At 61.6% G+C, this 25,508-nt stretch carries 28 protein-coding genes and 1 pseudogene; 20 read left to right on the top strand and 9 right to left on the bottom strand.

What is annotated here, in order from left to right:
• Window position 1 precedes the first annotated feature (1 nt).
• The gene (locus tag A3AI_RS0103735; RefSeq protein ID WP_198030053.1) at window positions 2-1,021 is read left to right on the top strand and encodes an ABC transporter substrate-binding protein; all 1,020 of its coding nucleotides are present in this window, start codon (window positions 2-4) and stop codon (window positions 1,019-1,021) included.
• Window positions 1,022-1,026: 5 nt separating this feature from the next.
• On the opposite strand, the gene hutC is transcribed toward A3AI_RS0103735, so the two are convergent.
• Together hutC and A3AI_RS0103725 are read right to left on the bottom strand one after the other, a co-directional pair.
• A complete protein-coding gene (gene hutC / locus A3AI_RS0103730; protein ID WP_024514286.1) occupies window positions 1,027-1,764 on the bottom strand; it encodes a histidine utilization transcriptional repressor HutC in 738 nt (245 codons plus the stop codon).
• The gene (locus tag A3AI_RS0103725; RefSeq protein ID WP_024514285.1) at window positions 1,761-3,119 is read right to left on the bottom strand and encodes a formimidoylglutamate deiminase; all 1,359 of its coding nucleotides are present in this window, start codon (window positions 3,117-3,119) and stop codon (window positions 1,761-1,763) included. Before A3AI_RS0103725 ends, hutC begins: the two co-directional genes overlap by 4 nt.
• Before the next feature lie 112 nt (window positions 3,120-3,231).
• On the opposite strand from A3AI_RS0103725, the gene hutI reads away from it, so the two are divergent.
• From hutI to A3AI_RS45070, 3 genes are read left to right on the top strand one after another with little or no spacing between them, the layout of a single operon-like run.
• Window positions 3,232-4,446: an imidazolonepropionase gene (gene hutI / locus A3AI_RS0103720; protein WP_024514284.1), complete on the top strand. Its 1,215-nt coding sequence runs from the start codon at window positions 3,232-3,234 to the stop codon at window positions 4,444-4,446.
• Between the two features lie 34 nt (window positions 4,447-4,480).
• The gene (gene hutU / locus A3AI_RS0103715) at window positions 4,481-6,160 is read left to right on the top strand and encodes a urocanate hydratase (protein WP_024514283.1); all 1,680 of its coding nucleotides are present in this window, start codon (window positions 4,481-4,483) and stop codon (window positions 6,158-6,160) included.
• Complete coding sequence (locus A3AI_RS45070) at window positions 6,157-6,747, top strand: HutD/Ves family protein (RefSeq protein WP_024514282.1); 591 nt, start codon at window positions 6,157-6,159, stop codon at window positions 6,745-6,747. Before hutU ends, A3AI_RS45070 begins: the two co-directional genes overlap by 4 nt.
• A gap of 40 nt (window positions 6,748-6,787) precedes the next feature.
• On the opposite strand, the gene A3AI_RS0103705 is transcribed toward A3AI_RS45070, so the two are convergent.
• The 5 genes from A3AI_RS0103705 to A3AI_RS0103685 all read right to left on the bottom strand — a co-directional run bounded on the left by A3AI_RS0103705 (window position 6,788) and on the right by A3AI_RS0103685 (window position 10,890).
• Window positions 6,788-7,546 (bottom strand): phosphate/phosphite/phosphonate ABC transporter substrate-binding protein, encoded by a 759-nt coding sequence (locus A3AI_RS0103705; protein ID WP_084800814.1) that lies wholly within the window; start codon window positions 7,544-7,546, stop codon window positions 6,788-6,790.
• Between the two features lie 24 nt (window positions 7,547-7,570).
• On the bottom strand, window positions 7,571-8,572 hold the full coding sequence (locus tag A3AI_RS0103700) for an ornithine cyclodeaminase family protein (RefSeq protein WP_024514280.1): 1,002 nt from the start codon (window positions 8,570-8,572) through the stop codon (window positions 7,571-7,573).
• Window positions 8,573-8,894: 322 nt separating this feature from the next.
• On the bottom strand, window positions 8,895-9,140 hold the full coding sequence (locus A3AI_RS47200; RefSeq protein WP_024514279.1) for a hypothetical protein: 246 nt from the start codon (window positions 9,138-9,140) through the stop codon (window positions 8,895-8,897).
• A 262-nt stretch (window positions 9,141-9,402) separates the two neighbouring features.
• The gene (locus A3AI_RS0103690; RefSeq protein ID WP_024514278.1) at window positions 9,403-9,831 is read right to left on the bottom strand and encodes a CBS domain-containing protein; all 429 of its coding nucleotides are present in this window, start codon (window positions 9,829-9,831) and stop codon (window positions 9,403-9,405) included.
• Window positions 9,832-9,978: 147 nt separating this feature from the next.
• Window positions 9,979-10,890 (bottom strand): DUF2189 domain-containing protein, encoded by a 912-nt coding sequence (locus A3AI_RS0103685; protein ID WP_024514277.1) that lies wholly within the window; start codon window positions 10,888-10,890, stop codon window positions 9,979-9,981.
• A gap of 566 nt (window positions 10,891-11,456) precedes the next feature.
• On the opposite strand from A3AI_RS0103685, the gene A3AI_RS0103680 reads away from it, so the two are divergent.
• The 6 genes and pseudogenes from A3AI_RS0103680 to A3AI_RS50175 all read left to right on the top strand — a co-directional run.
• Complete coding sequence (locus A3AI_RS0103680) at window positions 11,457-12,290, top strand: cytochrome c oxidase subunit II (RefSeq protein WP_024514276.1); 834 nt, start codon at window positions 11,457-11,459, stop codon at window positions 12,288-12,290.
• A 79-nt stretch (window positions 12,291-12,369) separates the two neighbouring features.
• A complete protein-coding gene (locus A3AI_RS0103675; protein ID WP_024514275.1) occupies window positions 12,370-14,145 on the top strand; it encodes a cbb3-type cytochrome c oxidase subunit I in 1,776 nt (591 codons plus the stop codon).
• Window positions 14,142-14,846 (top strand): cytochrome c oxidase subunit 3, encoded by a 705-nt coding sequence (locus tag A3AI_RS0103670; RefSeq protein WP_024514274.1) that lies wholly within the window; start codon window positions 14,142-14,144, stop codon window positions 14,844-14,846. The genes A3AI_RS0103675 and A3AI_RS0103670 overlap by 4 nt, the downstream gene beginning before the upstream one ends.
• A gap of 16 nt (window positions 14,847-14,862) precedes the next feature.
• Window positions 14,863-15,585 (top strand): heme-copper oxidase subunit III family protein, encoded by a 723-nt coding sequence (locus A3AI_RS0103665; protein ID WP_024514273.1) that lies wholly within the window; start codon window positions 14,863-14,865, stop codon window positions 15,583-15,585.
• 9 nt (window positions 15,586-15,594) lie between these two features.
• Window positions 15,595-15,993 (top strand): cytochrome C oxidase subunit IV family protein, encoded by a 399-nt coding sequence (locus A3AI_RS0103660; RefSeq protein WP_024514272.1) that lies wholly within the window; start codon window positions 15,595-15,597, stop codon window positions 15,991-15,993.
• A 168-nt stretch (window positions 15,994-16,161) separates the two neighbouring features.
• Window positions 16,162-16,377 (top strand): annotated as a pseudogene (locus tag A3AI_RS50175) (YbhB/YbcL family Raf kinase inhibitor-like protein); the annotation flags it as partial.
• Here A3AI_RS50175 and A3AI_RS0103655 read toward each other — a convergent pair.
• Window positions 16,298-16,495: a hypothetical protein gene (locus A3AI_RS0103655; RefSeq protein WP_024514271.1), complete on the bottom strand. Its 198-nt coding sequence runs from the start codon at window positions 16,493-16,495 to the stop codon at window positions 16,298-16,300. The pseudogene A3AI_RS50175 and the gene A3AI_RS0103655 overlap by 80 nt on opposite strands.
• Window positions 16,496-16,884: 389 nt before the next feature.
• On the opposite strand from A3AI_RS0103655, the gene A3AI_RS0103650 reads away from it, so the two are divergent.
• The 4 genes from A3AI_RS0103650 (at window position 16,885) to A3AI_RS0103635 (ending at window position 21,345) form a co-directional block, all read left to right on the top strand.
• Window positions 16,885-18,216 carry an ABC transporter substrate-binding protein gene (locus A3AI_RS0103650; RefSeq protein WP_024514270.1) on the top strand — a complete coding sequence of 444 codons (1,332 nt, stop codon included), beginning with the start codon at window positions 16,885-16,887 and terminating at the stop codon, window positions 18,214-18,216.
• 231 nt (window positions 18,217-18,447) lie between these two features.
• Window positions 18,448-19,392, top strand: coding sequence for a carbohydrate ABC transporter permease (locus A3AI_RS0103645; protein ID WP_024514269.1), 945 nt, complete (start codon window positions 18,448-18,450; stop codon window positions 19,390-19,392).
• Window positions 19,393-19,395: 3 nt separating this feature from the next.
• Complete coding sequence (locus A3AI_RS0103640; RefSeq protein ID WP_024514268.1) at window positions 19,396-20,247, top strand: carbohydrate ABC transporter permease; 852 nt, start codon at window positions 19,396-19,398, stop codon at window positions 20,245-20,247.
• A 3-nt stretch (window positions 20,248-20,250) separates the two neighbouring features.
• Complete coding sequence (locus tag A3AI_RS0103635) at window positions 20,251-21,345, top strand: ABC transporter ATP-binding protein (RefSeq protein WP_024514267.1); 1,095 nt, start codon at window positions 20,251-20,253, stop codon at window positions 21,343-21,345.
• A 6-nt stretch (window positions 21,346-21,351) separates the two neighbouring features.
• Here A3AI_RS0103635 and A3AI_RS0103630 read toward each other — a convergent pair whose 3' ends face one another.
• Window positions 21,352-21,837, bottom strand: a complete 486-nt coding sequence (locus A3AI_RS0103630) for an adenosine-specific kinase (protein WP_024514266.1) — start codon at window positions 21,835-21,837, stop codon at window positions 21,352-21,354.
• A 26-nt stretch (window positions 21,838-21,863) separates the two neighbouring features.
• On the opposite strand from A3AI_RS0103630, the gene A3AI_RS49880 reads away from it, so the two are divergent.
• The 6 genes from A3AI_RS49880 to A3AI_RS0103600 all read left to right on the top strand — a co-directional run bounded on the left by A3AI_RS49880 (window position 21,864) and on the right by A3AI_RS0103600 (window position 25,494).
• Complete coding sequence (locus tag A3AI_RS49880; protein ID WP_283807195.1) at window positions 21,864-21,992, top strand: hypothetical protein; 129 nt, start codon at window positions 21,864-21,866, stop codon at window positions 21,990-21,992.
• 235 nt (window positions 21,993-22,227) lie between these two features.
• Window positions 22,228-22,410 (top strand): hypothetical protein, encoded by a 183-nt coding sequence (locus A3AI_RS0103620; protein ID WP_024514264.1) that lies wholly within the window; start codon window positions 22,228-22,230, stop codon window positions 22,408-22,410.
• A gap of 173 nt (window positions 22,411-22,583) precedes the next feature.
• The gene (gene glnA, locus A3AI_RS0103615; protein WP_024514263.1) at window positions 22,584-24,014 is read left to right on the top strand and encodes a type I glutamate--ammonia ligase; all 1,431 of its coding nucleotides are present in this window, start codon (window positions 22,584-22,586) and stop codon (window positions 24,012-24,014) included.
• Between the two features lie 292 nt (window positions 24,015-24,306).
• Entirely contained in the window at window positions 24,307-24,552 is a 246-nt protein-coding gene (locus tag A3AI_RS49190) for a hypothetical protein (protein ID WP_024514262.1), read from the top strand.
• An 88-nt stretch (window positions 24,553-24,640) separates the two neighbouring features.
• Entirely contained in the window at window positions 24,641-24,925 is a 285-nt protein-coding gene (locus A3AI_RS0103605) for a GYD domain-containing protein (protein WP_024514261.1), read from the top strand.
• 212 nt (window positions 24,926-25,137) lie between these two features.
• The gene (locus A3AI_RS0103600; RefSeq protein ID WP_024514260.1) at window positions 25,138-25,494 is read left to right on the top strand and encodes an Mth938-like domain-containing protein; all 357 of its coding nucleotides are present in this window, start codon (window positions 25,138-25,140) and stop codon (window positions 25,492-25,494) included.
• Window positions 25,495-25,508: the final 14 nt, after the last annotated feature.

Raw genomic sequence — 25,508 nt, 5'->3', positions numbered from 1 at the left:
GATGAGAGCTGCGGTCATCGGAGGCGCACTGGCGTTGATGCCGAGCCTCGTGATGGCGCAGCAGGCGGTTCGGATCGGGCTTGGCGCTCCGACCCTGAGCTTCCTGCCGATCTGGTCGGCGCGGGCGCTGGACACGTTCAAGCCACAGGGACTGACCGCCAACGTGATCTCATTGCCTGGCGGCGACCCCTCGGCACTGGCAGCGCTCGACGCCGGTGATATCGATCTGGCGGCGGTAGGCCCCGACTCGATGCTGCGCGCGGCGGCCAAGGGTCAGCCGTTCGAGATCGTCTATTCGCTGATGTCGAAGGTCACGCTCCAGCTCGTCGTCTCGCCGGCGCTCATTGAGCGCACCGGCGTGAAGCCGAGCGATCCGCTCCCAAAACGACTGGCCGCCATGAAGGGCGCGCTGGTCGGCGCCACGGCACTTGCCGGCGCGCAGGAGATCGCGGCGCGCTGGCTCGCCGGCCAAGGCGGTCTCGATCCGAAGAACGATCTGAAGGTTGCCCAGGTCGGCAATCCCACCGCCATTCAGGCGGCGCTGGAAGCAAAGCGTATCGACGCCTTCGTGCTGTCGCCGCCGGAAGGATATTTGGCCGAGAAGGCAGCCACCGGCACCGTGCTGGTGTCGCTTGGCGAGGATTTCCCGCTGCTTGCAAAGCAGCCCTATCTCGTGCTCGTCGCCAAGAAGCCGATCAGCCCGGCGACCGCCGACCTCATCACCAAGACGGCCAAGGCCCTGCAGGACGCGAGCGCCGCGGCGATTGGTAAACCTGACGAAACCGCCTCTGCGATCCAGAAGCAATTCTTTGCCAAAGCCGATCCGCAGGCGATCGCGGCCGCCCTCAAGACGATGAGCGGCGGGGTTGCCGAGGGCGGCAAGATCGACGTGCAGAGCATGCAGAACGCGCTGACCTTCGCTAAGGAGGCTGGCACCAATTTCGGCAAGGAGTTTGATGCAAAGGCGTCCGAGGACGATCTATGGACGAACCGCTTCGTCGATGCAGCAAAGGCGAAGTGAGTCAATTAGCTGCTCGGCGTGAATCGTGCCGTCAGATCGTAGAGCGGCCCCGGATGGACAAGGCGGACGGCCGTGATCGGCTCGCCGTTGCGCCAAGTGCGGCGCTCGATGATGAGGCAGGCGGTGCCCTGGTCGATGTTCAACTCCGCCGCCACCGCCTCGTCCACATTGCCGGCCGAGATGCGGTGCTCTGCCTCGGTCCAAGGCACGTGATCGACCAGCCAGACACTCGGCGGCACCACCGCAAAGTCCTGGTCAGCCGCTTCCGGTACGGCGTCCAGGTTGAGGATCCGGTCTTCGAGCGCAAACGGTTGCTTTGCAGCATCGTGGCGGCATCGCAGCACCAGGACCGGCGTGCGCGGCGCGAGATCGAGGCGCGCCTTGTCGTCGCGCGTGGCCGCGCGCTTCTGCCGCTGCAGCAGCGTATAGCCGTAGCGCTCGCCGCGACTTTCGACTTCCGCCCTCAGGTCGGGAATTTGCAGCACCGCCGAATGCACCTTCGGACGCGACACGAAGCTGCCGGCACGGCGCCGACGCTCGACCAGTCCCGCCGCCGCGAGCCCCGAGAGCACCTTGTTCACGGTCATGCGCGCACAGGAATAGGTGTCCATCAGCTCGTGCTCGAACGGCAGGCGATGCCCCGGCGGCCACGCGCCCGACATGATGCGCCTCTCGATATCGCTGCGGATCCGCTGATAGAGCGCGACACCGCCGCCGGCGTTCCGTTTCGATGATGGTTTCATGCCTCAAGCAGCCCTTCCAGCCGGCGGCGGAAACCGGCCGCCACCGATTCCGCCTGATGGTGCCGACCGTTTGTCACAACCCTGCGGCCGGATGTCCAGACGCAGTCCACAGGAGAGCGGCGGCTGGCGAAGATCCAGCCGTCGAGAATGGCATCAGCCGAGCGTCCGGCCAGCGCCGGACTGTCGGCATCGAGGCTGACAATGTCGGCCGCAAGGCCCGCGGCAAGACCACCGGCGACGCCGAGGGCCTGGGCGCCGCCGGCAAGCGCTCCGTCGAACAGCGCGCGTCCGGTCGAGGCAATACCGGTGGTCGAGATGACGTTGCGCGCGCGCAGCCTGAGCCGCTGCGAATATTCGAGCTGGCGCAACTCATCCGCGGCGCCGATCAGCACGTTCGAATCCGTGCCGACGCCGAACCCACCGCCTGCATCACCGAATTCCGGCGCATTGAAGATGCCGTCGCCGAGATTGGCCTCGGTCATTGGACAGAGGCCCGCGACGGCACCGGTTTCGGCCATTGCGCGGGTCTCCTCGCCGGTCATGTGCGTGGCATGCACCAGGCACCAGCGACGATCGACCGGTGCATGATCGAGCAGCCATTGGACCGGCCGGCTATCGCTCCAGGCGATACAGTCTTCCACCTCCTTCGTCTGCTCGGCGATGTGGATGTGGATCGGGCCCGTGTCGGCGAGCGCCAGGATGGCCGTCAATTCATCCGGCGTGACGGCCCGCAGCGAATGCGGCGCGATGCCGACTACCGCGCCGGTGCAGCCAGCGACGGCAGCCCGCGACGCCTCCAGCAGCCGCGCGAAGCGGTCGACGCTGTTGACGAAACGTCGCTGTCCCTGGTCCGGCGCTTGGCCTCCGAAACCAGCGTGAGCGTAGAACACCGGCAGCAGCGTCAGCCCGATGCCGCTCGCTTGCGCCGCCGCCGCGACGCGTCCTCCGAGCTCGGCGATATCGCCATAGGGTGCACCGGAGGGATCGTGGTGGATGTAATGAAATTCGCCGGCCCGCGTGAATCCCGCCTCCAGCATCTCCACATAGGCCTGCGCCGTGATCGCCTCGACGTCCTCCGGCGTCATGCGCGCGACGAAACGATACATCAGGTCACGCCAGGTCCAGAAGTTGTCGGAACTGGCGCCTCTGATTTCGGTCAGGCCCGCCATGCCGCGCTGAAACCCATGGCTGTGGAGATTGGGCAGCCCCGGCACGCCGATGGCGTGACGCTCGTCGGCCTCACCCGCCGCCACGCCGACGTGCACGGCCGCGATCCGACCGTCGGCAATCGATAGCCGGACCTCGCGCGACCATCCACCCGGCAACAGGACTTGCTTGAAATGCAGTTGGGACACTTGGATCTCCCGAGCCGACGAGAAGCTGGACAGCATGCGGCCGGCATGTAATATGTATAGACAAATGGCATCGCCGTGCCAAGCACCGAGAGGATAGCGGGCTTCCATCGTCATGACTGTCGCTGATCGCCTCTGGCATCGTTGTCGGCTCGCCACGCTGTCCCCGCAACGCGAGGGCCTCGGCATCGTCGAGGACGGGGTGATTGCGGCCAAGGAAGGCATCATCGTCTATGCGGGCCCAAGGTCGGAGACGCCGAGCGGCCTCGATGCGGCCGAGCGCACTGATTGCGACGGGCGATGGATCACGCCGGGCCTGGTCGATTGCCACACCCATCTGGTCTACGGCGGCAACCGGGCTGAGGAGTTCGAGCTGCGGCTTGCCGGCGCCAGCTATGAGGAGATTGCGCGGCGCGGCGGCGGCATCGTGTCCACGGTGAAGGCGACGCGAGCCGCAACCGAGCAGGAGCTCGTCTCCGGTGCGCAGCCCCGGCTCGATGCGCTCATCGCCGAGGGCGTGACGAGCATCGAGATCAAGTCGGGCTATGGGCTCGAGCTTGCGACCGAGCGCCGCCAGCTTTGCGCCGCGCGGCAGCTTGCGCGCGACAATCCGATAACAGTGCGGACGTCCTTCCTCGGTGCTCACGCCCTGCCGCCCGAACGCGCCGGCGACTCCAGCGCCTACGTCGCCGAGGTCTGCGAGATGATCGGTCCATTGGCGGCCGAGGGCCTGATCGACGCCGTCGACGCCTTCTGCGAGACCATCGCGTTCTCGATCGAAGAGACGGCGCAAGTGTTCGCTCGCGCCCGCGAGTGCAATCTTCAAGTCAAGCTTCACGCCGACCAGCTTTCCAATCTCGGTGGCGCGGCATTGGCCGCGCGGTCCGGTGCCTTGTCGGCTGATCATCTCGAATATGCCGACGAGACCGGCATTGCCGCGATGGCAGCCGCGGGCACTGTCGCGGTGGTGCTTCCGGGCGCGTATTATTTCCTGCGCGAAAGGCAGACGCCGCCAATCGAATTGATGCGCAAGCATCGCGTTCCGGTCGCACTCGCGACCGACAGCAATCCCGGCTCGTCGCCCCTGACCTCGCTGCTACTCACCATGAACATGGGAGCGACGCTGTTCCGGCTGACCGTCGACGAATGCCTGGCGGCGGTGACCCGCGAGGCCGCCCGCGCACTCGGCCTGTTCGGCGAGATCGGAAGCCTCGAGGCAGGCAAACGTTGCGACCTCGCCATCTGGGACATCGAGCGTCCCGCCGAGCTGGTGTACCGGATCGGCTTCAATCCGCTGCATGCGCGCATCTGGCAAGGCCTGACGACATGACCCACCTGCTCTCTTCATCACCGGATGTGTTTTCATGACACGTATCGACAACGCACGCATCGTCCGCGCGCCCCGTGGCCCGGAGCTTTCAGCGAAAAGCTGGCTGACGGAAGCTCCCTTGCGGATGTTGATGAACAACCTCGATCCGGACGTCGCGGAGAAGCCGGGCGAGCTTGTCGTCTATGGCGGCATCGGACGCGCCGCGCGCGACTGGGAGTGTTTCGACCGGATCGTGACAACGCTGCGCCGCCTGGAGGGCGATCAGACGCTCGCGATCCAGTCCGGAAAGCCGGTCGGCGTCTTCCGCACCCACGCCGATGCGCCGCGGGTGCTGATCGCCAACTCCAACCTGGTGCCGCATTGGGCGACGTGGGAACACTTCAACCTGCTCGATCGCAAGGGCCTGATGATGTACGGCCAGATGACGGCCGGCTCCTGGATCTACATCGGCAGCCAGGGCATCGTTCAAGGCACCTATGAAACCTTCGCCGAGCTCGGCCGCCGCCATTATGGCGCCAATCTCGCCGGCAAATGGATTCTCACGGCGGGGCTCGGCGGCATGGGCGGCGCGCAGCCGCTCGCCGCCGTGATGGCGGGTGCCTCGTGCCTTGCCGTCGAATGCCAGCCGTCCCGGATCGAGATGCGCATGCGCACACGCTATCTCGATCGCGAGGCCAAGGACCTCGACGAGGCACTGTCGATCATTGAGGACGCCGCAAGGACGCGCAAGCCGGTCTCGGTCGGGCTGCTCGGCAACGCCGCGGAGGTGTTCCCCGAACTGGTCCGGCGCGGCGTGAGGCCCGATGCGGTTACCGATCAGACGTCCGCACACGATCCGGTCAATGGCTACCTGCCAACGGGCTGGTCGATCCACGAATGGCAGTCGCGGCGCGAGAGCGATCCGAAAGCCGTCGAGCGCGCCGCGCGCGCCTCGATGGCGGACCACGTTCGCGCCATGCTCGAGTTTCACCGGATGGGGATTCCGGTCGTTGATTACGGCAACAACATCCGCCAGATGGCGCTCGAGGAAGGCGTCAAGGACGCGTTCGACTTTCCGGGCTTCGTCCCCGCCTATATCCGCCCGCTGTTCTGCCGCGGTATCGGGCCCTTCCGCTGGGCCGCCTTGTCCGGCGATCCCGAGGACATCTACCGAACCGATGCGAAGGTGAAGGAGCTGATGCCCAACGATGCCTCACTGCATCATTGGCTCGACATGGCGCGTGAGCGGATCGCGTTTCAAGGTCTGCCGGCCCGGATCTGCTGGGTCGGCCTTGGCGACCGCCACCGGCTCGGTCTTGCCTTCAACGAGATGGTCGCTCGCGGCGAGTTGAAAGCGCCGATCGTGATCGGCCGCGACCATCTCGATTCCGGATCCGTCGCCTCGCCCAATCGTGAAACCGAAGCCATGCGTGACGGCTCGGACGCCGTATCCGACTGGCCGATGCTGAACGCCCTGTTGAATTGCGCTGGCGGCGCGACCTGGGTGTCGCTGCATCATGGTGGCGGCGTCGGCATCGGCTATTCGCAGCACGCTGGTATGGTCATCGTCTGTGACGGCACACAGGAGGCGGCCCGACGCATTGCGCGGGTGCTGTGGAACGATCCGGCAAGCGGCGTGATGCGGCATGCCGATGCCGGCTACGAGCTCGCGATCGAATGTGCGCGACAGAACGAACTCGACCTGCCGAGCCTGGACCGCGGTAGCGCACCGTGAGGATCGTTCGCGCCAGCGAGCGCCGGACCACGGCCTGGAAAAACGGCGGTGGCTCGACGATGGAGATCGCCGTCGAGCCATCGGGCGCCTCGCTGGATGATTTCGACTGGCGTGTCAGCATCGCACGGGTCGCCTCCGATGGACCATTCTCTGAATTTGCCGGCGTCGACCGTACGCTTGCCGTCGTCGAGGGATACGGCCTGTCGCTCACCATCGGAGACGCCGCGCCGGTCATGCTCGAGCGCAACTCGGAGCCGATGCCTTTCCCAGGCGACAGGCCAACATCAGCGCGGCTGTTGGCAGGCGAAATCGTCGACTTGAATGTCATGACCAAGCGCGGGCGTTTCGAACATCAGCTGCGGCGCATAAGCAAACCGGCCTATTGCGATTTTGACGACGAAGATATCGCGCTGGCCATCGCCTGCTCCGGCAATGTCGAACTGAGTTTGCCCCACGAGAAGATCGGCCTGGCGGACGGGGACACCGCGATTCTGACGCGCACCGGCGACGCTCCGTTTCGGATCGCGCCGATCGGTTCGGCAGACTGCTATCTCGTGTTGCTGCGCAGGTGCAATCACCCGGGCTGAGAATATCCGGCCGCGCGCGCCTCGGCATCCCAACGCAGCATCAGGCCGTAATCTTCGAGAGCGACAGGGGCGAAAGCATCGAGACGAAGCCGCTTTTCAGGCCTGAACACGCTGGAGCGGTAGAGAAGTTGCCAAGCGCCGCTTGCAAGCAGGACAGGATCTCGGCAGGGCAACCGGATGACGCAACCAGGAACGGAACGGGTGCCGGATCCGTGGTCGCGACGACCCGGATCTGTGATCCAAGCTCCGGCTGATGATATTGCATCAAGTCCAGCGCATAGCTGTCGAGCGGGCCGATATCGATATCACCAGCAAGTAGCGCGTCGATGACGCGCCGCGGCGTCGTCAAGGGTCCGACGCTCTCGCGATAGAGCTTTGCACCGCGCTGCCGGTAATACGGCAGGAGACTATGACGCAGCGCGTTGTAGCCGGAATGAGAATCAGCAACCGTGTAACCGAGGCGCCCGCCAAACGTGTCCTCGATGGTGTGGACATCCGACTCCGCCCTAGCGACGAGGCAGGTGGCATAGACCGGTCGTCCTGCAATCGGGGCGGTGGTCGGTATGGGCGCAGCGACCGGCCTCGGCCGATGTGTCGCCAGCATGTAGGGAAATCCGCACATGAAGGCGCAGCCCAGATCGGTACGCGACCATAGGTCGGCCAGAGGAAGCGGAAAGGCGTGATCGAGAATTTCAAGGTCGACGCCACTCTCACGCGCGAGCCAGCCGAACAATTCCTTCCAGGCGGCCGCCGCCTCTGGATTGACCGAGTACATTCGTGCATTAGCGACGTAGCGCATGTCCGTATGCCTCGACCTTCCCGGTCAGGCGAAGCGCAGGCGCTGCCCCACGCCGATGCGCTCGGCCTTCTCCAGCATGGCGTGTCCCAGTGCGATATCGGACAGCGAAAGCCCGCGATGCCAGAGCAAGTTCGTCTCCGCATCGCTTTCACGCCCCGGCTTCAGACCGGCGACAATCTGCCCGAGCTCTGCGTGCAGCGTCTTCTCGGAGAGCTTTCCCGCTTCGACATGGGCCCGCAGGCTGCCGAACTTGCCGCCCTTGCACTGCCCCCAATCGTCGACCACCAGCTTGGTCATGATATCGGTCAGCGAGAGCTCGATCGCGCTCATCGTGCCGTAGGGAACGACGAACGCGCCTTTCTTGATCCATTCGGTCTTCAGCATCGGCGTCGGCTTGTCGAGCCGGGAGGCCTCGACCACGATATCAGCGCCATCCACGCACGATTGCCAGTCCGCCGTCGCCACGACCTTCTTGCCGAGATCCCGGCTTAGCCGATCAGCAAAGCTGTTGCGACTCTCCTCGCGGCGCGAATGCACGCGGATCTGGTCGAAATTGAAGAGATGATCGAGTAGCCGCACGTTCCAATAGGCCGTCCCGCGCGCCCCGATATGACCGAGGATCTTCGAGTTCTTGCGCGCAAGATGCTTAGCACCGATCGCCGTGACCGCTCCGGTCCGCATGTCGGTAATGCCGCTCGCGTCCATAATTGCCTTTGGCGCGCCAGTTCGCGGATCGAACAGTGCGAGGATACCAAGCTCCGAATGAAGACCGAGCTTGTAGTTATCGACGAAGTCGCCGACGATCTTGACGCCGGCCCTGTCGATCGGCGGCTTGATCGCGCCGCGCAGGACATTGAAGTGGCCGTTGGCGGCCCCAGGTTCCAAATGGACGCGGGGCTCAATGACGGTGTCGCCCCTGCCCTGGGCTGCCAGACTTGCTTCGATCGCCGACAGGATTTCGCCATCGGTGATCTTGAGTTCCTCGATGTCGAGACGGTTGAGGTAGGCGATGTAGATAGGCGGCATACCAAGCTCCCGAGAATATGTCTATACATTACCTGCCCGGGAAAAGGTGTCAATCGCTGCGCCACTTCGGTGACCGTTGCCAGTCTGTGAAGCTGGCGTGGCCGCCGCAACGAACTTCCCGCAACACGCGCCCGTGCTTTCAACGAATCATGTGAGCAGGGCAATTTGAACTCGACCGACGCACATTTCCTGAGGATGTGAACGCTGGCCTGGAGCGCCAGCGCGTGGTAGCAGCGCCGCCCGCCCCATCCGTTGAAGCCAAATGGGGGGCTGCACGGCCCGGCGTTGCGCGTTCCGAGAGGGCTGTATTGTTTCCATAGCTTTAAAAGTTAGGTGGCCGTCGGCTAACCAGAGAACCTTCCTCGCCGTCCAGAAAATAGCCGTGTTCACCCTCGGCTCGGCCGTGCGGATGCGGGCCGTTGGGTGCCACCAACATCACGGCGGTTACCAATTTCCGTTCGTGGTCATCCTCGTCTACGACACCACCAAGCATTCGGGCGTAGTTCAGGAACGCCGCGTCGTCGAACACGGCAAAGCGCTGGGTGAATTCCAGATATTTGATTGTCATGATTGATCCCCTTTTTGGATTGATGGATTTACGAGCGCGGCGGCACGATCAGTCGATCAGGCCTCCTCGGCCTCCTGATCGACAGCATCACCGGGCGCGATCGCCACGTCGGTCTGCTGCTGATGGGCCCGTTCAGCGACCAGCGCCTTTCGCAGTCGCTGCGTCGGGAGCCAGTCGCGATAGGCGCTGGTCAGCCCCTAAGAAGCGCGTCGAACTTGCTCGGCGGAGGCGGCGGCCTGATGACCCCGAGAGCTCCAGAGACTTAAGCCGTCTCGATGTACTGTCGCAGCGCTTCCTGCTCGTTCTCGTATTCCTGAACGCGCCACTTGACGATGTCGCCGATCGAGATCAGCCCGACCACGCGGTCGCCTTCGAGCACGGGCAGATGGCGGAACTTGCCATTGGTCATCATTTCCATGATGGCGGAAACGGTATCGCTCTGCCGGCAGCTGACGACCTTGCGCGTCATCACCTCACTGACCGGCCCGTCCAGCACGCTGGCTCCCCGCTCAGCCAGCACGCGCACGATATCGCGCTCCGATAGGATGCCCTCGACGCCGCAATTGCTCATCACAAGCACGGCACCGATCTTGCGTTCGCCAAGAATCTTGACCGCCGTCGAAAGCTTTGCCTCCGGCTCGACGCTCAGGATGTGGTGGCCCTTGGTATCGAGAATTGCACGTACCGTCATTGTCGTCTCCTTGCGGCGCCTTTGAGCTGGCGCGTTCTTGTGTCGTTCAAGTCATCAATCGACAGGCGCGGACGTCGTTGGAGGGCGCACGTTAAGCGCACTGACTTCGCGCCCGCTTGATCCCGGGTTCTCGTTCCGCTGTTACAGCTACCGCTCACGGCTCCACGGGAAGAGGTTGGCCGGGAAATCTGCCGCATAGCGGTGCCCTTCCTTCGGCGGGCGCGGTGGTTCCCGTACAGCATTCGGGTCAGCTTCCACCGCCCTCCGGTAGAGATGCCAGGTGGCGTGACCCAGCACCGGCAGAACGACGGCTAGACCGACGAAGAACGGCAGCGAACCGATCACCAGCAGCGCCGCAACAATCAATCCCCATACGGCTATGGGCAACGGATTCGTCATCGCAACCCCCATCGACGTCCGGACTGCATCGATGGCGGTCGTATGCCGGTCGAGCATCAAAGGAAACGCAACAACACTGACGCACAGGGCCACTACAGCGAACAGGAAGCCGACGCCACAGCCAATGATGATGAGCGACCATCCTTCTGGAGTCATCAACACGCGCCTTGCGAAATCCGGGATGCTCGCAGCCGGCGTGTTGCCGAAGATCGCAATGTAAATGGCATCTGCGGCAGCGATCCAAACCCCGAACAGAACGAACAGCAGTATGCCCAGCTCAAGCATGGCGCCAAACGACGGGGCGCGCAGCACGTAGATCGCATGCCATGCGGCGGCCTCCTCGCCCAGCTCGCGGCGGCGGCTGAGCTCGTAGAGACCAAGCCCGGCAAAAGGACCAATCAATGCAAAACCTGCGGCGAGCGGGAAGAGTAACGGCAAGACCGAATAGCCAAGCACCAGTCTGAACAGAACGATGCCAAGAATCGGATAAATCACGCAAAGGATGATGGCGTGACTTGGTACGGCCTTAAAATCCTCCCAGCCCAGACGCAGCGCGTCGCTCACATCGGACAGGCTGATCTTTCGAACGACAGTTGGGGTGGCGATCCCGAACGGGTGTGGTTCAGGCTTCGCAAGGTTATCGAGATATTCGGTGGCCATGGCCGCAGTCTCCTTTGCTCGTGCCGCAGCTTTCGAAAACGACGCGCGCTTTCGTCCCGCGCTCCTCATGTCTGGAGATCGCGGTAGCGCCGAGTGCGGCAAATCAGGTTCAAGGCGAAGGAGCTTTGCCGGACGACAGCTGTCGCGACCGGTTAGTTCAGCTTAGCGCGATAGGCCGGTACGCGCCAGCACTCACGGTTGGGCGAATTGTGCGATTGCACAAATCGCCTGCTGCGCTGCGTCATCGAACAATTGGTGCTGACTAAGATCGTGCTCTGACCAACTTTGCCGCGATGCGAGATTGCGGAGACGACACGGGCCAGACCGCGCCCCGGCAGCCTCCGCTATTGACGGCAAGCTTGGCGAAGATCATCTTAATTCTCGAAACGCCCTGGCCTCTGATGAGGTGGCGGTCGGAAGACGCACTCTTTGTCAGTCGCAACCGGTCGAATGGGCGAGGCAAGAGGCGCGGCGATGGCGAATGTGACGTCAGCCATCGCGCTGTAGGCGTGAGCTCCGCCCTTTAAAGTCGTATCCGCAGCCTTGAACGGCGAGGACGGCGAGGGATGTATGTAGCTCTTCTACTGCTTTTGGTCGCAATCGGCTCGGTTCTGTTTCACCTCTGGAGCCCGTGGTGGTGGACGCCGATTGCCACCAACTGGCGCTACATCGACGATACGATCAACATCACGTTCTGGATCACCGGATTCGTTTTCGTCGCGGTGATCGCGTTCATGGCCTATTGCGTCTTCCGCTTTCACCACAAGGAGGGAAGGCGCGCAGCCTATAATCCCGAAAACAAAAGGCTCGAATGGTGGCTGAGCGTGGGAACCGGGATCGGCGTCGCAGCCATGCTGGCGCCCGGCCTGGTCGTCTGGCACCAGTTCGTGACGGTCCCGCCAGACGCCACCGAGGTCGAAGTCATGGGCCAGCAGTGGCAATGGAGCTTCCGCCTGCCGGGGAAGGACGGCCGGCTCGGTACAACCGATGTCCGCAACATCAGCTCCGACAATCCCATGGGGTTGAATCGCGACGATCCGCATGGCCAAGACGACGTTGTCATCGATAATGGCGACTTGCATCTCCAGGTCGGGAAGCCAGTCAAGGTCTTGCTCCGCTCCGTTGATGTCTTGCACGACTTCTATGTGCCGGAGTTCCGGGCCAAGATGGATATGGTTCCGGGCATGGTCACCTATTTCTGGATCAAGCCGATCCGAACCGGAACGTTCGATGTGCTCTGCGCGGAGCTATGTGGCGCTGCCCATTTCCAGATGCGGGCCAGGGTTATCGTCGACGAAGAGAGTGAATATCACGCCTGGCTGGAGCAACAGAAGACGTTTGCGGAATTGTCAGGCCGAAGCGCCGTTACGAGGGCGACCTACAAATCCGGCGGTGAATGAGAGCATGCCGCTCGAAGAAGGATTGAGCGCGTAAGTTGAGCTCATCGCCTCCGGTGGAAACGACCGAGGAGGCATTGCCATGGTCGATATCCCCTATGATGCGATCGCGGGTGTTCCGCCTGCCGAAGTCCCTGATGTTGAGCTCTATCACCCCAGGAGCTGGTGGACGCGGTATGTCTTCTCGCAGGACGCCAAAGTCATCGCCGTCCAGTACGCGCTGACGGCATCGGCAATCGGGCTCGTGGCGCTGGTGCTGTCGTGGATGATGCGACTGCAACTCGGATTTCCCGGCACATTCTCCTTTATTGATCCGAACCAATACCTCCAGTTCATCACCATGCACGGCATGATCATGGTGATCTACCTGCTCACGGCCTTGTTCCTTGGAGGCTTCGGCAACTACCTCATCCCGCTGATGGTCGGCGCCCGGGATATGGTTTTCCCATACGTGAACATGCTGAGCTACTGGGTCTACCTGCTCGCGGTCCTGGTGCTGGCCTCGACCTTTTTCGTGCCTGGCGGCCCCACCGGCGCAGGCTGGACGCTCTACCCGCCGCAAGCGATTCTCTCCGGCACGCCGGGGCAGGACTGGGGCATCATCCTCATGATGGCCTCCCTGATCCTGTTCATCATCGGCTTCACCATGGGAGGGTTGAATTATGTGGTGACGACACTGCAAGCGCGCGCGCGCGGCATGACGTTGATGCGTTTACCTTTGACCGTGTGGGGCATTTTCACTGCAACCGTCATGGCGCTTCTGGCCTTTCCTGCGCTGTTTGTCGCCTCGGTGATGATGCTGTTCGACCGCGCGCTCGGAACCAGCTTCTTCATGCCCTCGCTTGTCGAGATGGGCACGCTTTCGAAGTATGGCGGCGGCAGCCCGCTCCTGTTCCAGCACCTGTTCTGGTTCTTCGGCCATCCCGAGGTTTACATCGTCGCCTTGCCGGCCTTCGGCATCGTTTCCGACCTGATCAGCACCCACGCCCGAAAGAACATCTTCGGCTATCGCATGATGGTGTGGGCTATCGTGGCAATCGGCGCTCTCAGTTTCGTCGTCTGGGCGCACCATATGTATGTCAGCGGCATGTATCCATATTTCGGATTCTTCTTCGCCACCACGACGCTGATCATCGCGATCCCGACCGCCATCAAGGTTTACAACTGGGTGCTGACCCTGTGGCGCGGCGACATTCACCTCACCGTGCCGATGCTGTTTGCGCTCGCCTTCATCATCACCTTCGTGAACGGCGGGCTCACTGGTCTCTTCCTCGGCAACGTTGTCGTCGATGTTCCGCTTTCGGATACCATGTTCGTCGTCGCACATTTCCATATGGTGATGGGCGTGGCGCCCATTCTGGTTGTGCTCGGGGCAATCTATCATTGGTACCCTAAGGTCACCGGGCGGATGCTGAATGACCCGCTAGGCAAGTTTCATTTCTGGGTCACATTCCTCGGTGCCTACATGATCTTCTTCCCCATGCACTATCTCGGGCTGCTCGGAGTTCCGCGCCGGTACTACGAACTCGGCGAAGCGGCGTTCATCCCGCCGTCTGCCCATTCGCTGAATGCCTTTATTAGCGTGGTGGCATTGACGGTGGGCTTCGCCCAGATGGTGTTCCTGTTCAATCTTGCCTGGAGCCTGTTCAAGGGCAAACTTGCAGGGGGCAATCCATGGCGGGCGACAACACTGGAGTGGCAGACGCCGGAGACGCCGCCGGGGCACGGCAACTGGGGCAAGGATCTCCCGGTGGTTTATCGCTGGGCGTATGACTACAGCGTGCCCGGTGCCAAGGAGGACTTCATTCCGCAGAACCAGCCGCCGGCGACCCCAAGCGCTCGCGGAGCTCTCCCGTGAGCGCCATCATCCTGTTCCTGGCTGTGATCGCTACCATCGTCGGTTGGTGGCTCTCGCAACAACGACTGACTGCAAAACCCTGGCTGGAGGAAGGTCCGATCGATGACTTCCCCGGCACGGGCGCGATGACCTCGCCAGCAGCGAAGATCGGACTGGGCGTGTTTCTCGCGGTCGCCGGCTGTTTGTTCACACTCTTCATCAGCGCCTACTCCATGCGCATGAACATGGCCGACTGGCGCGCTCTTCCCGTCCCCAAATTGCTGTGGTTCAACACGGGCGTTCTGGTCTTGAGCAGCGTCGCGCTGCAATGGGCATACCTCGCCGCCCGTCGCAACGACATCGACGGCGTAATGCTCGGCCTGCTCGCGGGGGGAGCCGCTGCCGTCACCTTCCTGGTTGGGCAGCTCTTGGTGTGGCAACAGTTGATCGTCGCCGGGTATTTCGTGGCGTCCAATCCCGCCAATTCTTTCTTCTATCTGCTCACCGCGGTGCACGGGCTGCATCTGATGGGCGGTCTCGCGGCGCTGGGCAAAACGACTGCCAGGGTGTGGCGGAGCACAGAGGTGACCGAAGTGCAGCTGAGCGTCGAGCTTTGCACCATCTACTGGCATTTCCTGCTGCTGGTCTGGCTGGTCTTGCTCGGTCTCCTGACGGGATGGACCGACAATTTTGTCGACATCTGTCGTCGACTGCTCAGTTAGGAAGGAATGAAAACAGATGGCAGAGACTGCGCTGACAAGCACTGGAGAACCCTCCGCCCGGGTTGGGGGCTTGCAAGGCATCGTCGCCGATTGGTCCTCCGATCAGCGCGCTTTCAAGAATGTCTCCTGGGGGAAGGCCATGATGTGGATCTTCCTCCTGAGCGACACCTTCATCTTCAGCTGCTTTCTGCTGTCCTACATGACGGCACGCATGTCGACGACCGTGCCGTGGCCCAATCCAAGCGAAGTCTTCGCCCTTAACCTCGGTGGCAGGCACATCCCGCTCATTCTGATCGCCATCATGACGTTCATACTGATCAGCAGCAGCGGGACCATGGCGATGGCCGTCAATTTCGGCTACCGGCGCGATCGCGTCAAAACCGCAGCTTTAATGCTGGCCACCGCAGCCTTCGGCGCCACGTTCGTGGGAATGCAGGCCTTCGAATGGACAAAGCTGATCATGGAAGGCGTCCGGCCCTGGGGCAATCCCTGGGGTGCTGCGCAGTTTGGCTCATCCTTTTTCATGATCACCGGCTTCCACGGCACCCACGTCACGATCGGCGTGATTTTCCTGCTCGCCATCGCGCGAAAGGTGCTCAGGGGCGACTTCGATCTCGAAAGGCGCGGCTTTTTCACGAGCAGGAAGGGGTATTACGAGATCGTCGAAATCACCGGCCTGTACTGGCACTTCGTCGATCTTGTGTGGGTGTTCATCTTCGCCCTTTTTTACCTTTGGTGAGGTCGGCACATGACAAACGCCGCGCTAGACGTTCAGGGAACACAGCATTCGCTGCAAGCTCATGTGCTTGACACAGTCGCGCCAGTAGCTCACGGAAAGGGTCAGCAGCATCCGATCAAGCTCTATCTCGTGGTGTGGGGGTGGTTGTTCGTCCTCAGCACCTGCTCTTATCTGGTCGATTATTTTGGCCTGCAGGGCAATCTCAGGTGGTCCCTGATCGTGCTGTTCATGGTGCTCAAGGCCGGTCTGATCGTCGCCGTCTTCATGCACATGGCGTGGGAACGTTTGGCCTTAGCCTACGCCATCCTGCTTCCGCCTGTGTTGGTGCTGGTGTTTGTGACGATCATGGTGCTTGAATCCGACTACACCCGCCTCCTTCGGGTGTTGTTTTTCGCGTCGTCGACGTAGGAACCAGAGCGCCTTGCGCTTTCTCAGCGCAGGGCGACGCCATCAACGCCGTCTTGGCTGCCGCTGGCTAAAACTTCCGGCGCCTCATCCGCCGGCGGGAGTTCTTGCGATTCCAAATCCTCGCCCAGCTGACCATTCGACTTCAGTCCATAGGATGGAACGAAAAGTTTTGCCTTGATTGGCGACGATCCGGATGCGCCAGCCGGAAATTGGGTGGCTTACGATATCCCGACAGTCATGACGGAGCTTGCAGAGGATGCTGCGCGGAACAAGCCATCGCAGCACGGTGCCAGCCAATGCAATGCTATGCCATTTTCTTGTTCTGCAGCGCGTCATGCGGGTGACGACGATCACCACGGCGATTCGACTTGCGAACGTACGTGATGAGCGCCTCGGGGTTCTCAAGCTTCATCTTGAGAGCTGCAAGTAGCGCGTCCTCAGCCTCAATCGTGAGTGCCTTGGTACGCGTCGCGAGTTTCAGCCCGACCGTATAGGTAGTCATGGCGATTTCCTCAATCCAAGCTCCGACGATACCGCAAGCCGCGCTGCTTCGAAACGGACTCGATCGCACTTGTGGGATGCCAGTGGAAAGCCGTATCGACCCCATCGAAACGTCGTTGCGCACCTGCGAAAGTTTTGTTGCGCCGCGTTCTTCCGCTGGCCAGCCGCGAGTCGCGGCGCTTATGCCGCTACTAGGCGGCAATGCAGCCGCACAGGTATCCTGTTAACGCAGAATTTTCGACTATCGATCTGGGTGGGATCGGAGCCGCGCACCCTCGCGACGACATAGACATTGCTGCAGAACATTGAATCTCAACTTCTCCACGCCCAAATCCTTTACGGACTTCCAAGAGAGGAGAATTCGGCACAAAATAATAGGGAGGACATACCATGGCGCACATAAGTCGGCGCAAGCTGCTTAAGCTTTCCGGTGGCGGTGCAGTCGCGGCAAGGGCTGGCGGGATAGCGTCAATTCTTGCCCTGAAGCAGGCGCCCGCCTACGCCCAGGCCACCACGCTCCACTGGCTGCGGTGGAACGATTTCGTCCCGGCCTCCGACGCCCTTCTCCTGAAGGAGATTGTCCCGGAATGCGAGAAGGCGCTCGGCATCAAGCTCACCATCGAGATGATCAACGGCAATGATATTCAGGCGCGCACAACCTCCGCGATTCAGTCCGGCACTGGACCGGACGTGATCTGCGCGCTCAACAACTGGGCGCAGCTCTATCCGGAGAGCGTCGTCGACGTGAGCGACGTGGCCGAAGAGATCGGCAAGGCGCAAGGCGGCTTCTACGAGGAATCACGCGTCGTCGCCAATGATGGCAAGAGATGGATCGCGGTACCGTGGTGCGTGCTCGGCGCGCAATTGGCTTACCGCAAGTCCTGGTTCGCCGAGATCGGCTACGAACCGCCGAAATTCCCGCAAACCTGGGAGGAGTACCGCGAGGCCGGCAAGAAGCTCAAGGGCAAAGGCCGGCCAATGGGGCAGGCCGTCAGCCACAGCTTCGGCGACCCACCAACTTACGCCTATCCGTATCTTTGGTCATGGGGCGGTAAGGAGGTCGAAGCGGACGGCAACACGGTGGTGCTGAACTCCAAGGCGACGGTCGAGTCGGTCAATTTCGCCGTCGGCTTCTGGAAGGACGCTTATGACGAGGGCGGGCTCGCCTGGGACGACAGCAGCAACAACCGGGCCTTCCTCTCAGGCACCATCAGCTGCACTTTGAATGGCGCTTCGATTTATCTCGAGGCCAAGCGGAAGCCTGACACCTATTTTACCGAAAACGGCATGCCGCTATGGCAGGACATCGTGCACGCGCCACTGCCCAAGGGCGTCGCGGGCCAGTATGGCTATCACCTGCCAATGTCGAACATGCTGATGAAGTATGTTAAGGACCCAAAGCCTGGCAAGGAGTTCCTGCGCTGGATCACTTCGAAACCTGTCTATCAGGCATGGTTCGATTCGCAGCAAGGCTATTCCGTTGGGGCGACCGCAGTTTGGGAGAAGGACAAGCTCTGGGACAAGGACCCCGTGATGCTGCCCTTCCGGACGGCCGCGCGGGCCGGACGTTTTCCCGGCTATGCCGGACCAGCCGACCGGCACGCAGCCGAGGCGCTGAGCAAGTACATCATCGTCGACATGACTGCCAAGGCGATACAAGGCATGCCGGCGCAAGACGCCGTGAAATGGGCGCACGAGGAGGTCGCAAGGATCCACGCCTAGAGCATGATCTGGATCCACGCGGCCGCGTTAGCGCATAGTGTGGCGCGGCTCTCCGAAAAGATCATGTTCGAGCTGAGAGCCCGAGCGGGATGATAGATCCTCCGTTCTGATTCAATCAGAACGGAAAAGGCTCTAGGATCGCCGTACGGAGGGCGAGCCGCCCGATTTCGCCGGGGGGCCAGGCGGTAGAGGAAAGCGAGAACGAGCAGGCCGCGGTCGAGAGGACCTAAGATGGCCGTCAGCGACGTCACAACGACTTCGGACACCTACGCGGGCTCCGTGCGTCGGTGGCCGATCACGCGTCTTCTCGAGGACGAGCGCTGGCTCGCCTTCGTCCTGCTGTTGCCGACCATGGTGCTGCTCGGCCTCTTCATCGCCTACCCGTTCGTCAAGGGAGTGGAGTTATCCGTGACGGATGCCAAGGTCGGCGTACCCGGAAATTTTGTCGGGATGCAGAACTTCGTTGTGCTGCTGAATGACAGCATCTTCCGTGTCGCGGTGTGGAACACCGTCGTCTATACGGCGGTGACGACCGTGTTCAAGCTCGCTCTCGGCCTCTGGCTCGCACTTCTTCTCAATCGCAACTTCAAGGGAAAGGCCCTTACGCGCGCCTTCATCCTTCTGCCGTTCATCATCCCCACGGTACTCTCGACCTTCGCATGGAAGTGGATGTTCGATCCCACCTTCAGCGTGATCAACTGGACGCTGTTTCGGCTTGGCCTAATCAGCAGCCGGATCAATTGGCTGGGTGATCCGAATCTCGCGCTGATCTCCGTGATCGTCGTCAATATCTGGCGTGGCGTGCCGTTTTACGCGATCAGCCTGCTCGCTGGTCTGCAGACGATCAATCCCGAGTTGCAGGATGCCGCGGCAATCGACGGCGCAAAGCCCTGGCAACGCTTCTGGTACGTGACGTGGCCGCTGCTCCTGCCGGTCACGTTGGTGGTGGTTTTGTTTTCGGTCATCCAAACGTTTGCCGATTTTCAACTCGTCTATGTGCTGACCGGGGGCGGCCCTGCCAATGCCACCCAGCTCTTCGCGACCTATGCCTACCAAGTTGGCGTCGGCACCGGCCTCTTGAGCCAGGGCGCGGCAATCTCGCTCGCCATGTTCCCGGTGCTGCTCGTCGTGGTGATCGTGCAGCTCCTTTACATCCGCCGGGTGGAGACCCTTTGAGCCATGATCGAAGGTGCAAAATGGCGGCGCTGGGCTTTCTTCTACATCCCGTTGGGCGCCTTTATCTTCACGCTGCTGTTTCCGTTCTACTGGATGCTGGTCACCGCGGTGCGGCCCGACAGCGAGCTCTACCGCCCCTGGAACGCGCCGAACTACGCACCGTTCTGGACCGCACATCCGACCCTCGATCACATCACCTATCTGCTCCAAGAGACGTTGTTCAGCACCTGGATGCTCAATACCCTGCTGATCTCGGTTGCTGCGACGCTGATCTCGTTGTTCTGCGGGCTGCTGGCCGGATACGCACTCTCGCGCCTGAAATTCCGGTTCGCCGGCATGCTCGGGACCGCAATTTTCATCACCTACCTCGTTCCGCAAACGCTGCTCTTCATTCCCCTGGCGGACATCGTCCGCAACTTTCGCCTCGGCGATACGCCGTGGGCGTTGATTCTGACCTATCCCACATTCCTAATTCCGTTTTGCACTTGGCTGCTAATGGGTTACTTCAAGGCGATTCCTCGGGAGCTCGAGGAATGCGCCCGCATCGATGGCGCAACTCGCTGGCAGGCGATGATCCACATCATCTTCCCGATCGCCGTGCCGGGGATCCTTTCGGCGGGGATCTTCGCATTTACTCTGTCGTGGAACGAGTTCATCTATGCCCTGGTCTTCCTGTCCTCGCCTACGGAGAAGACCGTCTCGGTCGGCGTCACGTCGGAGCTGATCCGCGGTGACGTGTTCTACTGGGGCTCGCTGATGGCAGGCGCCCTTCTGGGGTCCATACCGGTCGCCTTCGTCTACTCGTTCTTTGTCGAGTACTACGTCGCCGGTCTCACCGGAGCGGTCAAAGGATGAACCATGGCGCGGGTCGTCATACGCGACTTGAACAAGACGTTTGACGGGGTCCATGCCGTCAAGGATGTGAACCTTGAGATCAACGACAAGGAATTCGTGGTTCTCGTCGGCCCTTCGGGCTGCGGCAAGACTACGACGCTGCGCATGGTGGCCGGGCTCGAATCCATCACCTCGGGCCAAATCCTGATCGCCGACAAGATCGTCAATGAGCTACCGCCGATGGATCGCGACATCGCCATGGTATTCCAGAACTATGCCCTCTACCCGCATATGAACGTCTACGACAACATGGCGTTCGGCTTGAAGATGCGCCGGTTCGGTCGCGCAGAAATCGATACCCGCGTGAAGGCTGCGGCCGAGATCCTCGGCATCCAGGCGCAGCTGCAGCGCAAGCCGCGGCAACTCTCCGGCGGCCAGCGCCAGCGTGTCGCCTTGGGCCGCGCCATCGTTCGGCATCCGAAAGTGTTTCTGTTCGACGAGCCGCTATCGAACCTCGACGCCAAGCTACGCGTCCAGATGCGAGTGGAGATCAAGAAGATCCATGCCCGCCTCGGCACCACCGCCATCTACGTCACCCACGACCAGATCGAAGCGATGACACTCGGCGATCGCGTCGTCGTCATGAGGGATGGTGTCGTTCAGCAGGTCGGCGAGCCGCTCGAACTCTATAATGCGCCTGCTAACCGCTTCGTTGCCGGCTTCATCGGCTCGCCCGCGATGAATTTCGCGACGGTGACGATCGCCGCTGATGCTGACGGCCTCTTGTGGGCGAACAACGAAGGCATCCATATCAAACTTCCGGCCGAGGTCGCGAGCCGGCTTCGTAAGCATGTAGGAGAAAACGTCACACTTGGAATCCGCCCGGAGGACTTGCGCGTTGCCTCCAGCAGCGATCCGGCAGATGTCGCCTTCGATGCCACGGTCGAGGTCGTCGAGAAGCTCGGGTCGGAGATTCTCCTGGACGTGAAGGTCGGGCCCAGCATGATGGCGGCCGCGGTAGAGCCGACCGTCCTGGCGAAGGTCCGGGACCAGCTTCGCCTCGCGCTGAATCCCGACCGGCTGTATTTCTTCGACGGTCCGACACAAGCGGCGATCTGACGGCCACTACAGCTTGTAGCCGATCTTACGCAGCAGGTCTTTCCGCCACGCAATGTCAGCGTCGGCTTCCACACCCAGCGGCGATCCGCCGTCCACTACACCGAGCACGCCGCGCCCCAGCTCGGTTTGAGCCACAATCACCTGTGTCGGGTTGGCTGTCGCACAATATATGCGGCAGACCTCCGGCACCGCGCGCACCGCGGCCAGCACGTTGACGGGAAAGAATCCGTCGCCAAGGAAAATCAGGAAGGTGTGGCCGGCGCCGATGGCCAGGGCGTTGTCACGTGCGAGGGCCAGGGCGGCTTCGTCATTTCCCGACCAGCGCACCAGCCGCTTACCGGAGGCCTCGCAGAAGGCCAGCCCGAAGCGGATGCCCGGAACCGCGCCCACGAGCGCCTCGTGAAGGTCTTCCACGGTCTTGATGAAATGCGACTGGCCGAAGATGAAGTTGGCTGCGTCCGGCTTGACGATGGGTACCACGGTGAGTTCCATGGCTGCGCTCCTACAGGGTGAGCTGCGTGAACCATCGTAAGCCGCCGGAAGGCGATTGCAAGCTGCCACCGGCGGCCTTCCGCGCGGCCAACCAGGTCTCCTCCTCCTTGCAGGTCTCGCACACCTCGGTCACTTCGCCGCGCGCCGCCGATTGAAATGGCTTCGTTGAAGCAGTTGTGGTCACGCAGGTCTGATCCGGAGGGGACTTCCGCGCCTTGAGCGAGATCTCCAAGCCATCGGGAAATGCTTGCGAGTGTTCGCGACCCATGACCCAGCACAGGCTCTTGCAAATGCTCCCTGTCCGGATGCAAATTGCTTCATGGGTGTCAGCATCTGCAGTTCTTGGCGCGATGGGGTCACGGTCGAGCCGAACAAGAGGAGGATGACGCCATGCGAGAAATCGAAATCCATACCTATGCGCGGCAGTTGCTGGAAGCGCACGGCCCTCGAGCCATTGCGGAGGCCGCCCAGAATGCCAACGAACTCGAATCAAAAGGCGAGATGGAGTTGGCGAGAACTTGGCGGCATATCGAAGACGCCATAAAGCTCATGCGCGGGCCGCACCAAAGTTGAAGCTATCGGCGCTCACATGACGGAGCGCGCCCCGCGACAACCGCCGGCATGCCTGACCGAGGTTGTTCCGTCGCCGACTAACACGAAGCATGGACAAAAATTCGTCCGAGGCCGGACAGTTGCGGTTGTACGGCAAACGATCTTCCCCGGCTCTCCACCACAGGAGTGAAGCCATGTTTCCGAATTGTGCGACATCCGAAGATCTCGTGAAGGCAATCAGGGACGAGAAGGTGCAGATGATCGATCTGCGCTTCACCGACCTGCCCGGGGTGTGGCAGCACTTCTCCGTCCCGCCGAGCGCGGTGAGCGTCGATGCTCTCGACGAAGGCATCGGCTTCGATGGCTCATCGATCCGCGGCTTTCAGGAGATTCAGGAAAGCGACATGCTGGTCGTCCCGGATCCGACGACGGCTTTCCTTGACCCGTTCGCCCCAGAGACGACCTTGGTCCTGATCTGCAACATCAGGGACCCAGTGACGGGTCAGTCCTATAGCCGCGATGTCCGTTACATCGCCCAGAAGGCCGAGACCTACCTGAAAGGCACCGGCCACGCCGATACGAGCTATTTTGGTCCGGAGGCGGAGTTCTTCGTCTTCAACGACGTGCGCTACGGACAGGGCATCAATTACGCCTTTCACGAAATCGATTCCAGCGAAGGCAGTTGGAACACCGGCAAGGACGAAGAGCCGAATCTTGGCCACAAGCCGCGGCCGAAAGAGGGTTACTTTCCCGTTCCCCCTGTTGACAGCATGCAGGCGCTCCGCACCGAAATGGTGCTGACAATGGAGTCGCTGGGAATCAGGATAGAAGCCCATCACCACGAGGTCGCAACCGGCGGCCAGAACGAAATAGACATGCGCTTCACCACGCTTGCCCGCATGGCCGACAACCTGATGATCTACAAATATGTGGTCAAGAACACCGCTCACCAGCACGGCATGACCGCGACATTCATGCCGAAACCACTGTTCGAGGACAACGCCTCGGGAATGCACGTTCATCAAAGTCTATGGAAGGGTGAGACCAACCTGTTCTACGACAAAGCTGACTACGCCGACTTGAGCAAGCTCGGCCGCTATTACATTGGCGGGCTCCTGACCCACGCCTGGGCGCTATGCGGGCTTTGCGCCCCGACCACGAACTCCTATCGGCGTCTGGTGCCGGGTTACGAAGCTCCCATCAACCTGGTCTATTCCCAGCGCAATCGCTCGGCCTGCTGCCGGATTCCGATGTATTCGCCGAACCCACGGGCAAAGCGCGTCGAGTTTCGTTCGCCGGATCCGTCCTGCAACCCCTACCTCGCCTTCTCCGCGATGCTGATGGCTGGCCTTGACGGCATCGACAAGCGGATCGACCCAGGTAGCCCGATCGACAAGAATCTCTACGACCTCCCGCCCGCCGAGGCAAAGGAAGTAAAGTCGACGCCGGGTTCGCTGGATCAGGCGCTCGACGCCCTGGAACGCGATCACTCCTTCCTGCTACGCGGAGATGTGCTCACTGCTGACGTGATCGAAACCTGGCTCGACTACAAGCGGAAAAAGGAGATCGACGCCATCAGGCTACGCCCTCATCCTTACGAGTTTCACCTCTACTATGATATTTAACAGAGCCTGACTTGCTTGAGCGCCTCTACCTTCCGGCCAGTAAGGCGCGCAGATGCCGGACGACGCGGCGCCCAAGAAAACCAGTTCCACCGAGCACGGTTACGGCGTGATCGTTCGTTGCCATCATGACTCAGCACCGCCGATTCGTGGGAGAGCTTCGTACTGCGTCGCGCGGACCAGCCCGCGGTGCAGCAGGGCCAAAAGCACGCCAGAGCGAACGTGGTATTGCAAAGCGCGGACGCAAGCGCCACATGGCGAGCTGTGGGAGGCAGCATCGCTCCGGAGTGAGAGCGTGGCCAGCAAGAGAGCAAATCAAGAGCTCCCCGTGATCGCGCGCTTCGAAGTGCGCTACCGTAACTACCTCGCGCCCGACGGCTCGATCAACCGTCCACTCCCCGCCTTCGCCTCCGATGCCAGGTTACTCGTTGCGCTTTATCGGTCCATGGTGCTGCTGCGAGCTGGCGAGCGGCGCCGACCCGGCGTATGGCCTCTGACGGGACGTGGCTCGCTTCAAGCGATCGGTTACACAATTCCGTGACGCGGGACGCCGTAGGCGGGGCTCGCCAAACGACGTATAATTGCGTGGTCCTTCGCGCTTAGATCATCAACGTACCGTGGAGGTGGCCATGAAATACGTACTGCTCGGAAATCTGAGCCCGGAGTGGGCAAAAAAGCAGTCGGACCGGGTCGGCAAGGCCAAGGCAAAGCTCGACAAGCTGGGCATCAAGATCGAGTCAATCCACTACACCCAAGGCCATTACGATTTCGTCGACATTGTCGATGCCCCGAAGCCGGAGGCGGTCCTCGCGTTTTCCGTCTGGTACTCCACCCACGGTCTGGGGCGGATCCAGAGTATGCCGGCCTTCGAGGCCAAGACCTTCGAGGCCGCAATCAAGGACGCATCGGACTAAGCGCCCAGGCGCTCCAATCGCCTTGAGCCGCTCTGCGACGGTCTGGTTGGTCCTGCCTGACGCGGAGCAGTGTCCGCGCCGTATCCGTGACCAAGCATAGGACCAAGATCCGGATCGGCAGCCGGGACCGCGCTTGAGCAAGGATGATGCTGGCGTCACGGCACCTCCACTGCTGCGTCTTGGAGCGGGAGTTTGACCAAGAGGAGGTCACGATGAAGATTGACGGCACCACATTTGGCACGATTACGATCGACGGAAGCATCTATGAGCATGACATCATCGTTCGTCTTTCCGGCGAGGTTATGAAGCGGAAAAAGAAGTTATCAAAGAAGCTCTATGGTACCTCGCACGTGCTTTCGGAAGACGAGGCAAGGTTTCTCTTCGAGAAGGGGTGCGAACAGGTCGTCATTGGCTCGGGTCAGATGGGCAACGTGCACCTGTCACCGGAAGCTGAAAGCTATTTCGAAAGAAAAGGGTGCGAGGTTTTGTTAAAGCCGACACCCGAGGCGATCCAGATATTCAACCGGTCGAGCGCAAGACGGATCGGGCTCTTTCACGTGACTTGTTGAGCATTTGCAGTCGT

This window comes from Bradyrhizobium sp. Tv2a-2 (assembly GCF_000472425.1).
Taxonomy (GTDB): Bacteria; Pseudomonadota; Alphaproteobacteria; order Rhizobiales; family Xanthobacteraceae; genus Bradyrhizobium.
This window is presented reverse-complemented; position numbering and strand designations above follow the sequence as displayed.

Excerpts from the sequence above, each read along its gene's own strand:
- A3AI_RS0103660 (WP_024514272.1), top strand. The coding sequence starts at position 15,595 with ATGACAAACGCCGCGCTAGACGTTCAGGGAACACAGCATTCGCTGCAA.
- A3AI_RS0103705 (WP_084800814.1), bottom strand. The coding sequence starts at position 7,546 with ATGCGCTACGTCGCTAATGCACGAATGTACTCGGTCAATCCAGAGGCG.
- A3AI_RS0103665 (WP_024514273.1), top strand. The coding sequence starts at position 14,863 with ATGGCAGAGACTGCGCTGACAAGCACTGGAGAACCCTCCGCCCGGGTT.
- A3AI_RS0103700 (WP_024514280.1), bottom strand. The coding sequence starts at position 8,572 with ATGCCGCCTATCTACATCGCCTACCTCAACCGTCTCGACATCGAGGAA.
- A3AI_RS0103735 (WP_198030053.1), top strand. The coding sequence starts at position 2 with ATGAGAGCTGCGGTCATCGGAGGCGCACTGGCGTTGATGCCGAGCCTC.
- A3AI_RS47200 (WP_024514279.1), bottom strand. The coding sequence starts at position 9,140 with ATGACAATCAAATATCTGGAATTCACCCAGCGCTTTGCCGTGTTCGAC.
- A3AI_RS0103680 (WP_024514276.1), top strand. The coding sequence starts at position 11,457 with ATGTATGTAGCTCTTCTACTGCTTTTGGTCGCAATCGGCTCGGTTCTG.
- A3AI_RS0103605 (WP_024514261.1), top strand. The coding sequence starts at position 24,641 with ATGAAATACGTACTGCTCGGAAATCTGAGCCCGGAGTGGGCAAAAAAG.
- A3AI_RS0103690 (WP_024514278.1), bottom strand. The coding sequence starts at position 9,831 with ATGACGGTACGTGCAATTCTCGATACCAAGGGCCACCACATCCTGAGC.
- A3AI_RS0103600 (WP_024514260.1), top strand. The coding sequence starts at position 25,138 with ATGAAGATTGACGGCACCACATTTGGCACGATTACGATCGACGGAAGC.
- glnA (WP_024514263.1), top strand. The coding sequence starts at position 22,584 with ATGTTTCCGAATTGTGCGACATCCGAAGATCTCGTGAAGGCAATCAGG.
- hutI (WP_024514284.1), top strand. The coding sequence starts at position 3,232 with ATGACTGTCGCTGATCGCCTCTGGCATCGTTGTCGGCTCGCCACGCTG.
- A3AI_RS0103620 (WP_024514264.1), top strand. The coding sequence starts at position 22,228 with ATGCGAGAAATCGAAATCCATACCTATGCGCGGCAGTTGCTGGAAGCG.
- A3AI_RS0103685 (WP_024514277.1), bottom strand. The coding sequence starts at position 10,890 with ATGGCCACCGAATATCTCGATAACCTTGCGAAGCCTGAACCACACCCG.
- A3AI_RS0103635 (WP_024514267.1), top strand. The coding sequence starts at position 20,251 with ATGGCGCGGGTCGTCATACGCGACTTGAACAAGACGTTTGACGGGGTC.
- hutU (WP_024514283.1), top strand. The coding sequence starts at position 4,481 with ATGACACGTATCGACAACGCACGCATCGTCCGCGCGCCCCGTGGCCCG.
- A3AI_RS0103640 (WP_024514268.1), top strand. The coding sequence starts at position 19,396 with ATGATCGAAGGTGCAAAATGGCGGCGCTGGGCTTTCTTCTACATCCCG.
- hutC (WP_024514286.1), bottom strand. The coding sequence starts at position 1,764 with ATGAAACCATCATCGAAACGGAACGCCGGCGGCGGTGTCGCGCTCTAT.
- A3AI_RS0103655 (WP_024514271.1), bottom strand. The coding sequence starts at position 16,495 with ATGACTACCTATACGGTCGGGCTGAAACTCGCGACGCGTACCAAGGCA.
- A3AI_RS0103630 (WP_024514266.1), bottom strand. The coding sequence starts at position 21,837 with ATGGAACTCACCGTGGTACCCATCGTCAAGCCGGACGCAGCCAACTTC.
- A3AI_RS0103650 (WP_024514270.1), top strand. The coding sequence starts at position 16,885 with ATGGCGCACATAAGTCGGCGCAAGCTGCTTAAGCTTTCCGGTGGCGGT.
- A3AI_RS0103675 (WP_024514275.1), top strand. The coding sequence starts at position 12,370 with ATGGTCGATATCCCCTATGATGCGATCGCGGGTGTTCCGCCTGCCGAA.
- A3AI_RS0103645 (WP_024514269.1), top strand. The coding sequence starts at position 18,448 with ATGGCCGTCAGCGACGTCACAACGACTTCGGACACCTACGCGGGCTCC.